The sequence below is a fragment of the Pseudomonas sp. R28(2017) genome, assembly GCF_002112505.1.
GTDB lineage: Bacteria > Pseudomonadota > Gammaproteobacteria > Pseudomonadales > Pseudomonadaceae > Aquipseudomonas.
The window spans coordinates 1-13,160 of record NZ_NEHW01000023.1; the positions used below are offsets into that span (position 1 = coordinate 1).

The 13,160-nt window shown below is 64.0% G+C and carries 7 protein-coding genes; 1 reads left to right on the forward strand and 6 read right to left on the reverse strand.

Translation table 11 applies throughout. From position 1 onward, the window contains the following. Positions 1-151: 151 nt before the first annotated feature. On the reverse strand, positions 152-3,082 hold the full coding sequence (locus CAF78_RS26185; RefSeq protein WP_085680013.1) for an aminotransferase: 2,931 nt from the start codon (positions 3,080-3,082) through the stop codon (positions 152-154). Positions 3,083-3,275: 193 nt separating this feature from the next. Between CAF78_RS26185 and CAF78_RS26190 the strand changes: the two genes are divergently transcribed. Beyond that, entirely contained in the window at positions 3,276-5,465 is a 2,190-nt protein-coding gene (locus CAF78_RS26190) for a TonB-dependent siderophore receptor (RefSeq protein ID WP_085680010.1), read from the forward strand. 286 nt (positions 5,466-5,751) lie between these two features. Here CAF78_RS26190 and CAF78_RS26200 read toward each other — a convergent pair whose 3' ends face one another. The 5 genes from CAF78_RS26200 to CAF78_RS26220 are packed head-to-tail and all read right to left on the reverse strand — an operon-like array spanning position 5,752 to position 13,046. After that, positions 5,752-7,353, reverse strand: coding sequence for an ABC transporter ATP-binding protein (locus CAF78_RS26200; protein ID WP_085672971.1), 1,602 nt, complete (start codon positions 7,351-7,353; stop codon positions 5,752-5,754). A 1-nt stretch (position 7,354) separates the two neighbouring features. Next, on the reverse strand, positions 7,355-8,374 hold the full coding sequence (locus CAF78_RS26205; RefSeq protein WP_085672972.1) for an ABC transporter permease: 1,020 nt from the start codon (positions 8,372-8,374) through the stop codon (positions 7,355-7,357). 1 nt (position 8,375) lies between these two features. Next, positions 8,376-9,449 (reverse strand): microcin C ABC transporter permease YejB, encoded by a 1,074-nt coding sequence (locus CAF78_RS26210; protein ID WP_085672973.1) that lies wholly within the window; start codon positions 9,447-9,449, stop codon positions 8,376-8,378. 1 nt (position 9,450) lies between these two features. Further along, positions 9,451-11,277, reverse strand: a complete 1,827-nt coding sequence (locus CAF78_RS26215; RefSeq protein WP_085672974.1) for an extracellular solute-binding protein — start codon at positions 11,275-11,277, stop codon at positions 9,451-9,453. Continuing rightward, positions 11,274-13,046: an extracellular solute-binding protein gene (locus tag CAF78_RS26220; RefSeq protein ID WP_085672976.1), complete on the reverse strand. Its 1,773-nt coding sequence runs from the start codon at positions 13,044-13,046 to the stop codon at positions 11,274-11,276. The genes CAF78_RS26215 and CAF78_RS26220 overlap by 4 nt, the downstream gene beginning before the upstream one ends. Positions 13,047-13,160: the final 114 nt, after the last annotated feature.

Sequence of the window (13,160 nt, forward strand, 5' to 3'; positions counted from 1 at the left end):
GCTAGCAGCTTGCCGTCCACCCCTCTCACCTAACACCTTACCTCCTTCGAAGACACAAGCGAGCGCAGCTCGCGATGCGCCGCGCGGGCGGCGCTCGATCTCACAGGCGCTGAACATCTGAAGCCCAGCACCCCAGCCCTTACGCCATTCCCTACAGGCCTTCGCCAAGCACCCGGTCGATGCTGTCGACGAAGTAGTCGACACTCGCCCGGGTGGTGCACATCGGCGGTTTGATCTTGAGGATGTTCAGGTAGTCGCCGGTCGGCTGCATGAAGATCCCCAGCTCGCGCAGGCGGTCGCACAGCAGCATGGTTTCCTCGGTGGCAGGCTCCAGGGTTGCACGGTTGCGTACCAGCTCCAGCCCCAGGTAGAAACCCGAACCATGGGCCGCGCCAGCCAGCGGGTGCTTGTCGACCAGTGCCTGCAGGCGTGCCTTGAAATAGCGCCCGGTGTCGCGTGCGTTGTCCCACAGGCCTTCCTCCTGCATCACGTCCAGCACCGCCATGCCGATGCGGCAGCTGACCGGGCTGCCGCCGGCGGAGGAGAAGAAGTAGCCCTCGGCTTCCAGGGCCTCGGCGATCTCGCGGCGGGTGATCACCACACCCAATGGCTGGCCGTTGCCCATGCCCTTGGCCATGGTAATGATGTCGGGCACCACGCCCTGTTCCTCGAAGCCCCAGAAGTACTCGCCCAGGCGGCCATAACCGACCTGCACCTCATCGGCGATGCACACGCCACCGCGGGCGCGGACCTTGGCATAGGCCTCGCGCAGGTAACCGGCTGGCAGCGAAATGCCCCCGGCATTGCCGTAAACCGGCTCGCAGATGATGCCGGCCAGCTGGCGACCACGGGCATCCAGGTCGGCCAGCTTGGCGTCGACGTCGCGCAGGTAGTCGGCGGCCGTGTCGGCACCGCGGTAGCGGCCGCGGAAGGTGTTCGGCGCCTCCACCGGGTGTACCCAGTCCGGGCGGGTTTCCAGCGCCTGGGGGTTGTCGGCGATGGACGTGGAAATGGCATCGGTGGCCACCGACCAGCCGTGGTAGGCCTCCAGCACGCTGAGCAAGTCGCGGCCGCCGCTGTAGGCCCAGGCCAGGCGGATCGCCAGGTCGTTGGCCTCGGTGCCACTGTTGACCATGAACACCCGATCAAAGCCCTCGGGGGCGAGGTCGAGCAGGCGCTCGGAGAACTCGGTGATGGCGGCGTAATGGAAGCGCGAGTTGGTGTTGAGCAGCGACCACTGGCGCGCCGATTCGGCGACCATGCGCGGGTGGCCGTGGCCGAGCACGGCGACGTTGTTGAGCATGTCCAGGTATGAACGGCCTTGCAGGTCGATCAGGTAGTTGCGCCAGCCGCGCTCGATCTGCGGCGGTTGCGCATAGTAGTGCTTTTGCGAGCGGGCGAAGCTGGCGTCGCGGCGGGCCAGCAGGGCCTGCGGGTCGGGCAACGGCTCGGCATCGCAATCGAAACCCAGCAGCGCGGCAGGCGACGGGCACAGCGCCAGCCAGGCGGCGGCTTGCGACGGTGTGGCGAAGAACGGCGGCTGGATGTGGGTATCGAGGCACAGCTGGACACTGAGGAAGCCGCAACTGCTGCCCAGGGATTGCCCCTTTGCCACCGCCTGGCCATCCGCCGGTGCCTCTTCCAGCCCTTGCAACCACAAGGCCCAGTGTGGCGTGCGCAGGCAACCACGGCCATCGCCGTGACGTTGCCAGGTACCCGTCTCGGGCGCCTGTACCCGGCTGCCATTGGGCACATGCAGCTCTACGCCCAATGCGCAGGTGGCAGGCTCTTCGGGGCGGTCGATATGGGTTTGTGACAAGCGATACTGGCCGTGCAGGCTGCAGGCCGGCGCAGCTTGCGAGGTCAGCAGGTGCTGGTCGAAGCCCGGCTGTTCCCAGTTGCCGGCTTCGCAGTGCGCGCTGAGCACGCCGAGGTCGACCCGCTTGACCGGCTGCCCGGCCAACTCGGGAAGCAGCGGCGCACAGCCAGTCAGCTCTGCGGTGTCGGCTGGCAAGCCGGCCGCCTGGAGAATGGCCGCCTCCATCAAGGCGAATGGTACGGCCGTGGCGGTATCGAAGATTTCCCACTCATGGGCGACGTTGTCGCGGGTGTACTGGTTGTCCGGGTCAACGGCCAACTGCTGCGCGCTGCTCAGCACCAGCACCGCCGCACGGTTCAGCACCAACGGCCACAGAGCACGCAGCTCGGCTTCGGACAACGGGTTGAGCGCCTGGTAGGCACTGACGGCTGGCAGGATCCGCAGCGGGTCGCCTTCGGCATGGTGCAGCAGCGCCGCGCAGGTCACAGAGAGGTCGGCGATGCGCCAGGTGCGCGACAGGTCGCCAAAGTCGATCACACCCTGCAGTTGCCATTGGCGCTGGTCGTCGCGGGCCCACACGGTGTTGTCGTCGGTGATGTCCAGGTGCACGGCCTGGGTCGGCAACTGGTCCGCCAAGGGCGCCAGGCGTTCGCCGGCCACGCGCGTGGCCTGCTCGATGCGGGCGCGCTGCCCGGCGTCCTGCAGTACCGGCAGCAGGTGCTCGATCAGCGCCTTGGCATGTTGCGGGTCCCATTGCAGGGTGCGTTCAAGGCCTGGGTGGTCGAAGTCGACCAAGGCCTTGTCGAGCCGTGCGCACAACCTGCCCAGGTCGGCCATCAGGCGTGGCGGCATGTGTTTGAGGCGGGTCAGTGGTTGGCCGTCGATGTACTCGAGCAGGCGCACTCGCAGGGGCTGGTCATCGATGTCCACTGCCAGCAAGGTCTCGCCATCTTGCGCAACTTGCACGGCGGGCACCGGCAAGCCCTGCTCGCGCAAATAGGCCAGGGCAGCATGCTGGGCTTGCAGTTCGACCTGCGCGTAGCTGCCATGGCAGGCCTTGAGCACGAAGCGCCTTTGCGCCGCGTCCACGCGAAAGTTCAGGTCCTGCTGGCTGCCCAGTGCAGTCAAGTCCCCATCAAGGCCGTAGTGCGCCTGCAACAGCGCATGAGTCCGGGCTTCGCTGAGGGAGGGGCTGGGCAGGCCGGAGCGCTGGATCAGCATGTCGAGGGCGGGGGAGGCTGACTTTTGTTGTTGGCTGGACATGGGGGCTACCGTTGTTGCTGGGAGTTGACTGCGCAGAATCTATTCCCGATCTGGCTGATGATGAAAGACGATCGTGATCAGAATTTCTGACGAATGATGGCACTTAGCCTTATTGGCCGGATTGATGTTTGGATATGGGAAGTATTACCATTTGTGCCAATTTTCTCAATTCAGCGCTATCAGGACTCAAACAATGTCGTCCCGTTTTCCGTCACGCCCCGCATTACTGGCGATTTGCTGTTCCGTAACGCTGATGGCGCAAGCTGCCGAGCCGATCCAGTTGGAGGCGACCGACGTCAATGCCGATGCCTTGAAAGCGCAACCCGGCGCGTTGCCTGAGGCGTTTGCCGGTGGCCAGGTCGCCCGCGGTGGCCAGATGGGCGTGCTGGGCAACCAGGACTATATGGATGTGCCGTTCACCATGACCAGCTACACGTCCAAGCTGATCGAAGATCAGCAGGCCGAGGACATCGGCGACGTATTGGCGAACGACCCCTCGGTGCGTGAGTCTTACGGCTTCGGCAACCAGGCCAAGGTTTTTGTGATCCGTGGCCTGCCGCTGGCGGGAGACGACATTTCCTTCAATGGCCTGTACGGCATCCTGCCGCGCCAGATAATGTCTACCGACGGCGTCGAGCGGGTCGAAGTATTCAAGGGCCCCAACGCCTTTCTCAACGGCGTGAGCCCGACCGGCACGGGCCTGGGTGGCAACGTCAACCTGCAGCCCAAGCGCGCGGGTGATGAGCCGACCCGCCGCTACACCCAGGACATCAGCGCCGATGGTCGTGTCGGCGAGCATTTGGATATCGGCCAGCGCTTCGGTGAGGACAACCGCTTCGGCGCCCGCCTGAACCTCAGCCAGCGCGAAGGCGAGACCGCCGTCGACGACCAGGACCAGCGCACCAAGCTGTTCACCGCAGGCCTGGACTACCGAGGTGACAACTTCCGTGTTTCGACCGACATCGGTTACCAGAAGCAGCGCATCAACCACCTGCGTAACTCCGTGCGTCTGAGCAGCGCCACGACCAAGGTGCCGACCGCACCGGACGCGAGCCACAACTATGGCCAGAGCTGGAGCTACAGCGAGTCGGAAGACACCTTCGGCATGGTCCGCGGTGAGTGGGACCTGAACGACAGCTGGACCGCCTACCTGGCAGGCGGTGCACGCCATACCCGTGAACAGGGCACCTACGGCACGCCAGTGCTGAGCGGCAACAGCGGTGCTGCCACCATGACGCCGTCCGACATCGTCCACGGCGAAGACAACACCAGCTTTAGCACTGGTCTGAACGGCCGCGTGCAGACAGGCCCGATCAGCCACCAGATCGCGCTGGGTGCCAACACGATGTGGACCCAGGCCGAGAACGCCTACACGTTCTATTCGCCGATCAGCACCGACATCTACAACACGGTGCAGCAGTCCAAACCGGCCACTGTGACCAGCACGGGGGGGGCCATGGGGGATCCTGGCGTGACCGGCAAGACCCGTGCCCGCAGCATCGCCATTTCCGACACTATCGGTGTGTTCGATGACCGCCTGCTGCTGACTTACGGCCTGCGCCGCCAGCAGCTACGGGTGGAAAGCTACACCTACGATGGCACCACCTCGAAAGGCGTAGCCAACCCGGCCAACGATGGCAGCCGCAAAGGCGACCCGTACGACGAGTCGATCACCACGCCGGTGTACGGCATCGTGTTCAAGGCCACCGACAGTATCTCGTTGTACGCCAACCGCATCGAAGGCCTGGCCCAGGGCCCGACAGCACCGAGCAACGTGTCGAACGCCAACGAGATGTTCCCGCCTGGCCGCACCAAGCAGCTCGAGGCCGGCATCAAGTTCGATCGCCAGACCTATGGCGCGAACCTGGCCGTGTTCCGCATCGAGAAACCGTCGGACGGCTACACCTTGGACAACGTATTCATCCGCGATGGCGAGCAGGTCAACAAAGGCCTGGAGCTGAGCCTGTTCGGCGAGCCCATCGAAGGCCTGCGCCTGATGGCCGGTGGCACGCGCATGACCTCGGAGCAGAAGAACACCGCCAACGGCACCAACGACGGCAACCACGCCATCGGTGTGCCGACCTTCCAGGTCAATGCCAGCGTGGACTGGGATGTACCGGGTGTGCCGGGGCTGGCGCTCAATGCGCGGATGCTGCGCACCGGTGGCCAGTTCGTCGACGCGGCGAACAACGTCAGCCTGCCGACCTGGAACCGCTTCGATGCCGGTGCCCGCTACAAGCTGAAAGTGGCAGAGAAGGACCTGACCCTGCGGGTCAACGTCGAGAACCTGACTGACAAGAACTACTGGGCTTCGGCCAACGGCGGTTACCTGACCCAGGGCGATCCACGCCTGGTGAAGTTCTCTGGCACCATCGATTTCTGATAATCCGTGTGGGAGCGGGCAAGCCCGCGAAGAGGACGACGCGGTGGATGGCACCGGCTTCGCCGGTGTTCGCGGGCAAGCCCGCTCCTACAGGGATCATCACAGGCCTGAAGACTTGCGCTGTACCTGTGGGAGATCACCCAGCCCTTTGGGCTGCGCTGTCGCGCAGAGAACAAAGCCTCAGCAAGCGCCGCTTTACCCTGTGGGAGCGGGCGTGCCCGCGAAGAGGCCAGACCCGCCCGCACATCATGCCATCATCAGGATCGACGCCGGTGGCTCAAATACGTCAGACATCCCCCAAAAACGCCGCCTCCAACAATTGTTTCGTATAAACATGTTGCGGTGCATGGAAGATCTCCCGCGCATCCCCTTGCTCCACCACATGCCCATGCTTGATCACCATCAACTGGTGACTCAACGCCTTCACCACCGCCAGGTCATGGCTGATGAACAAATAGGTCAGGTTGTACTTGGCCTGCAGGTTCCTCAGCAGCTCCACCACCTGCCGCTGCACCGTGCGGTCCAGCGCCGAGGTCGGCTCGTCCAGCAGAATCAGCGCAGGCTTCAACACCAGCGCCCGGGCAATGGCGATGCGCTGGCGCTGGCCACCGGAGAACTCATGCGGGTAGCGATGGCGGGTGCGCGGATCCAGGCCCACTTCCTCCAGCGCCGCAACGATCGCCGCCTCCTGCTCCGCAGGCGTGCCGATCTTGTGAATCCGCAACCCCTCGCCAACGATGTCCGCCACGCACATGCGCGGGCTCAGGCTGCCGAAGGGGTCCTGGAACACCACCTGCATCTCCCGCCGCAGGGGCCGCACGGCCTTCTGGTTCATCCCCTCCAGCTGCTGGCCATGAAAGCGGATCCCGCCCTGGCTGGAGATCAGGCGCAGTATCGCCAACCCCAGCGTCGACTTGCCCGACCCGGACTCGCCGACGATCCCCAGCGTCTGCCCCTGGGGCAGGCTGAAGTTGATCCCGTCCACCGCCTTCACGTGGTCGACCGTCTTGCGCAATAGCCCCTTCTTGATCGGGAACCACACCTTCAGGTCCTTCACCTCCAGCAACGGCGCGCCAATCGGGTTGTGCGCAGGCAACCCGCTGGGCTCGGCATTGATCAGCATCTGCGTGTAGTGATGCTGCGGCGCACTGAACAGCGTGGCGCACTCGGCCTGTTCGACGATCTGCCCGCGCTGCATCACGCACACACGATGGGCGATGCGGCGCACCAGGTTGAGGTCGTGACTGATCAGCAGCAATGCCATGCCCAGCCGCGCCTGCAGGTCTTTGAGCAGATCGAGAATCTTCAACTGCACGGTCACATCCAGCGCCGTGGTCGGTTCGTCGGCAATCAGCAGCTCCGGCTCGTTGGCCAGGGCCATGGCGATCATCACCCGCTGGCGCTGGCCGCCGGACAGCTCGTGGGGCAGGGCTTTGAGGCGCTTGTGCGGTTCAGGGATGCCGACCATTTCCAGCAGTTCCAGGGTGCGCGCCGTGGCTTCCTTGCCGGTCAGGCCTTTGTGCAGCAGGAGAATCTCGTTGATCTGCTTCTCGATGCAGTGCAGCGGGTTCAGCGAGGTCATCGGCTCCTGGAAGATCATCGCGATGCGGTTGCCGCGGATGCGCTGCAGGGTCTTTTCGTTCTGCTGTAGTAGGTCCTTGCCTTGGTAGCGGATGCTGCCGCTGGGGTGACGGGCCAGCGGGTAGGGCAGCAGGCGCAGGATCGAGTGGGCGGTGACGGATTTGCCCGAACCGCTTTCGCCGACCAGGGCCAGGGTCTCGCCCTTGCGGATGTCGAAGCTGATGCCGTCGACCACGCGGTTGACCTGCTCGCCGGTGACAAACTCCACGGCCAGGTCGCGCACTTCGATCAGGTTCTGTTCGCTCATTTCACTTCCTCGGGTCGAAGGCGTCGCGGGCGGATTCGCCGATGAACACCAGCAGGCTCAGCATGATCGCCAGCACGGCAAAGGCGCTGATGCCCAGCCACGGGGCTTGCAGGTTGGACTTGCCTTGCGCCACCAGTTCACCCAGCGATGGCGCGCCGGGGGGCAGGCCAAAGCCAAGGAAGTCCAGCGCGGTCAGGGTGCCGATGGCACCGGTGAGGATGAACGGCATGAAGGTCATGGTCGAGATCATGGCATTGGGCAGGATGTGCCGGTACATGATCGCGCCGTTGCGCATGCCAAGGGCGCGGGCTGCGCGCACGTACTCCAGGTTGCGCCCGCGCAGGAACTCGGCGCGCACCACGTCCACCAGGCTCATCCACGAGAACAGCAGCATGATGCCCAGCAGCCACCAGAAGTTGGGCTGCACGAAGCTGGCGAGGATGATCAGCAGGTACAGCACCGGCAGGCCGGACCAGATTTCCAGGAAGCGCTGACCGGCCAGGTCGACCCAGCCGCCGTAGAAGCCCTGCAAGGCGCCCGCGATCACGCCGATGATGGAACTCAGCACGGTCAGGGTGATGGCGAACAGTACCGAAACGCGGAAGCCGTAGATCACCCGCGCCAGCACGTCGCGGCCCTGGTCGTCGGTGCCCAGCCAGTTGTCCGCCGAGGGTGGCGCCGGCGCCGGTACACGCAGGTCGTAGTTGATGCTCTGGTAGCTGAACGGGATCGGCGCCCAGACCACGAAGCTGTCTTTCTTTTCCAGCAGGTCGCGGATGTACGGGCTCTTGTAGTTGGCCTCCAGCGGGAATTCGCCGCCAAAGGTGGTTTCCGGGTAGCGCTTGAACGCCGGGAAATACCATGAGCCTTCGTAGCGCACGGCAATTGGTTTGTCGTTGGCGATCAGCTCGGCGCCCAGGCTCAGGCCGAACAGGATCAGGAACAGCCACAGCGACCACCAGCCTCGGCGGTTGGCCTTGAAGCGCTCGAAGCGCCGGCGGTTGAGGGGAGAAAGGGCCATGTCAGTGCTCCCGGCTGGCGAAGTCGATGCGTGGATCGACCAGGGTGTAGGTCAGGTCGCCGATCAGTTTCACCACCAGCCCGAGCAGGGTGAAGATGAACAGGGTGCCGAAGACCACCGGGTAGTCGCGGTTGATCGCCGCTTCGAAACTCATCAGGCCCAGGCCGTCGAGGCTGAAGATCACCTCGATCAGCAACGAGCCGGTGAAGAAGATGCCGATGAACGCCGACGGGAAGCCCGCGATCACCAGCAGCATGGCGTTGCGGAACACATGCCCGTACAGCACCCGCGGCCGGCTCAGGCCCTTGGCCTTGGCGGTGACCACGTACTGCTTGTTGATCTCGTCGAGGAAGCTGTTCTTGGTCAGCAAGGTCATGGTGGCGAAGTTGCCGATCACCAGCGCGGTGATCGGCAGCACCAGGTGCCAGAAGTAATCCAGCACCTTGCCGGTGGTGGACAGTTCGTCGAAGTTGTTGGAGGTCAGTCCACGCAGCGGGAACCAGTCGAAGTAGCTGCCGCCGGCGAACAGCACGATCAGCAGGATGGCGAACAGGAACGCCGGGATGGCATAGCCGACGATGATCGCCGAACTGGTCCAGACGTCGAAGTGGCTGCCGTGACGCACCGCCTTGGCGATCCCCAGCGGGATCGACACCAGGTACATGATCAGCGTGCTCCACAGCCCCAGCGAGATCGACACCGGCAACTTCTCGGCGATCAGGTCGATGACCTTGGCGTCGCGGAAGAAACTGTCACCGAAGTCCAGCGTGGCGTAGTTCTTGACCATGATCCACAGGCGTTCTGGCGCCGACTTGTCGAAGCCGTACATGTGCTCGATCTCGGCGATCAGCGCCGGGTCCAGGCCCTGGGCGCCGCGGTAATTGGAGCCGGCCACCGAGACTTCGGCACCGCCACCGGCGATGCGGCTGGTGGCGCCCTCGAAGCCTTCGAGCTTGGCGATCATCTGTTCCACCGGGCCGCCGGGGGCGGCCTGGACGATGATGAAGTTGATGATCAGGATGCCGAACAGGGTCGGGATGATCAGCAGCAGGCGACGCAGGATGTAGGCCAGCATGTCAGTTGCCCTCATCCGTCGGGGCTTCGCTGACCGCCGGCGTCACGTTGGGCTTGACCCACCAGGTATCGATGCCGACGTCGTACTTCGGCGATACCTTGGGGTGGCCGATGTGGTTCCAGTAGGCCACGCGGTTGGTCTTGATGTGCCAGTTGGGTACCACGTAGTAGCCCCACTGCATCACGCGGTCGAGGGCACGGCAGTGCTCGATCAGGCTCTGGCGCGAGTCGGCATTGATCAGCGCCTCCACCAGTTGATCGATCGCAGGGTCGCGCAGGCCCATGAAATTGCGGCTGCCGGGGTTGTCGGCGGCGGTGCTCGACCAGAATTCACGCTGTTCGTTACCCGGCGAATTGGATTGCGGGTAGCCGCTGACGATCATGTCGAAGTCGCGCGAGCGTAGCCGGTTGATGTACTGCGAGACGTCCACGCGGCGGATCTCGAAACCGATGCCCAGGTCGGCAAGGTTGCGTTTGTATGGCAACAGCACGCGTTCGAACTGGGTCTGCGCGAGCAGGAACTCGAGGTTGACCGGTTTGCCATCCTTGTCGACCATCTTGTCGTCGACGATCTTCCAGCCGGCTTCCTGCAGCAGCTTGTAGGCCTGGCGCTGCTGCTCGCGGATCATGCCGCTGCCGTCGCTTACCGGGTTGGCGAACGCCTCGCTGAATACCTGGTCAGGTACCTTGCCCCGCAGCGGCTCGAGAATCTTCAGCTCGGCCGGCGAGGGCAGGCCGCTGGCGGCCATTTCAGAGTTTTCGAAGTAGCTGTCGGTGCGAATGTAGGCGCCGTTGAACAACTGCTTGTTGGTCCATTCGAAGTCGAACAGCAGGCTCAGCGCCTTGCGCACCCGCACGTCCTGAAACACCGGCTTGCGCAGGTTGAAGACAAAGCCCTGCATGCCCACCGGGTTGCCGTTGGGCAGTTCTTCCTTGATCAGGCGCCCGTCGCGCACGGCGGGCACGTCGTAGGCGGTGGCCCAGTTCTTCGCGCTCATCTCCAGTTCGTAATCGAAGGCACCGGCCTTCAGTGCCTCCAGTGCCACGTTGTTGTCGCGGTAGACATCGAAGGTCATGGCGTCGAAGTTGTAGAAGCCACGGTTGATCGGGAGGTCCTTGGCCCAATAGTCCTTGACCCGCTCATAGCGGATCGAGCGCCCGGCCTTGACGTCGGCGACCTTGTAGGGACCGCTGCCCAGCGGCAGTTCGAGGTTGCCCCGGGTGAATTCGCGGTTCTCGTACCAGTGCTTGGGCAATACCGGCAGTTGGCCGAGGATCAGTGGCAATTCCCGGTTGTTGGTGTGCTTGAACTTGAACAGCACCTTGAGCGGGTCTTCAGCGACCACTTCGGCCACGTCGTTATAGTACTGGCGATACAGCGGTGCGCCATCCTTGATCAGGGTGTTGAAGGTGAACACCACGTCCTCGGCGCGCATCGGGTGGCCGTCGTGGAAACGTGCTTCAGGGCGCAGGTAGAAGCGTACCCAGCTGTTGTCCGGCGCCTTCTCGATCTTGCCGGCGACCAGACCGTATTCGGTGAACGGCTCGTCCTGGCTCTGGCGCATCAGGGTGTCGTAGATGATGCTGACGTTGTCGGCCGACACGCCCTTGTTGATGAACGGATTGAGGCTGTCGAAACCGCCAAAGCTGGACTGGCGGAAGGTGCCACCCTTGGGCGCGTCGGGGTTGACGTAGTCGAAGTGCTTGAAGTCGGCCGGGTATTTCGGCGGCTCGTCATACAAGGTCAGCGCGTGTTGCGGCGCGGCCAGCGCGGGCAGGCTCAGGCAGGCGAACAGCAGGCTGCAGGCCAGGCGATGCGTTGGCTTCATTGGGTTTTCTCCGAAGGCTTTATCCACCAGGTATTCAGCCCGAGGGTATAGGGCGGCGTGGTGACGAAGGCGAACCGGTTGCGGTAGGCCAGGCGGTGATTGTCGAGGTACCAGTTGGGGATCATGTAGTACTGCCATGAGAGCACGCGGTCCAGGGCGCGGGCGGCGGCGACCTGGTCGTCGCGGGTGCGCGCGGCCAGCAGGGTGTCGAGCAGGTGGTCGACCACCGGGTCCTTGACCCCAGCATAGTTCTTGCTGCCCTTGGTCGAGGCCTGGCTGGAATGAAAGTACAGCCACTGCTCGAGGCCGGGGCTCAAGGTCTGGTTCAGGGTCATCAGGATCATGTCGAAGTCGAACTGGTCCAGGCGTTGTTTGTACTGGGCACGGTCTACGGTGCGCAAGCGCGCTTCGATGCCGATGCTGGCCAGGTTTTCGACATAAGGTTGCAGGATGCGTTCGAGGCTCGGGTTCACCAGCAGCAGTTCCATGCGCAACGGCTGGCCCTTGGCGTTGACCAGGCGCTGGCCGTCCAGCTTCCAGCCAGCCTGGTTGAGCAGGCCAAGGGCCTGGCGCAGGGTCTGGCGGCCGATGCCACGCCCGTCGGTATGGCTGACCTGGTAGGGCTGGGTGAACAGCTTGTCGGGCAGCTGGTCGCGGAACGGCGCCAGCAGCAGCCATTCCTTGCCGGTGGGCACGCCGCTGGCAGCGAACTCGCTGTTGGGGTAGTAGCTGCTCGCGCGGCGGTAGGCGCTGCTGAACAGGGCGCGGTTGGTCCATTCGAAATCCAGCATCAGGCCCAGCGCCTGGCGCACCCTGGGGTCGCTGAAGGTGGCCCGGCGGCTGTTCATGAACAGGCCCTGGGTCTGGGTCGGGATGCGATGCGGGATCTGCGCCTTGATCACCTCGCCACGGCGCACGGCCGGGAAGTGGTAACCGTTGGCCCAGTTTTTTGCCTGGTGCTCGATATAGATGTCGAATTCGCCGGCCTTGAACGCTTCGAAGGCCACCGTGGCATCGCGGTAGAACTCGAACTCGACGCGGTTGAAGTTGTACTTGCCGCGGTTTACCGCCAGGTCCTTGCCCCAGTAATTCTTCACCCGCTCGAATACCAGGCGCCGGCCCGGCTCCACCTGGGTGATGCGATACGGCCCGCTGCCCAGCGGCGGCTCGAAGGTGGTGGCCTGAAAGTCACGCTTTTGCCAGTAGTGCTTGGGCAGCACCGGCATTTCGCCCAGGCGCAGGATCAGCAGCGGGTTGCCGGCGCGCTTGAAGACGAAGCGGATGCGCAGCGGGCCGAGGATGTCGACGCGCTGCACTTCCTGCAGGTTGGTGCGGTAGATCGGATGGCCTTGCTTGAGCAGGGTGCGGTAGGAGAACGCCACGTCGGCGGCGGTGATCGGCGTGCCGTCATGCCAGCGTGCCTCCGGGCGCAGGTTGAACACCACCCAGCTGCGGTCTTCGCTGTACTCCACCGAGCGGGCGATCAGGCCATAGCTGGAGGTGGGCTCGTCACCGGACGGGTCGTACTGGCCGGTGCCGACCATCAGCGTTTCGTTCAGCTCGCTGACGCCGTACTGCAGGAAATTCGGCGTGGTGACCGGGCTGGTGCCCTTGAAGGTGTAAGGGTTGAGCGTGTCGAAAGTGCCGAATGCCATGGCCCGCAAGGTACCGCCCTTGGGCGCTTGCGGGTTGACCCAGTCGAAGTGGGTGAATGTGGCTGGGTACTTGAGCGTGCCGAACTGCGCGTATCCGTGGCTTTCGCTCACCATCGCGACGGCGGGGAAGCTCAAGGCCAGGCTGAGTGACAGCAGGAGGGGACGTATCAAGTCGGCATCCGATCCAGAGGCGTTGGGCTTGGGTCGGGGTACAGTAACAGCTTGGCG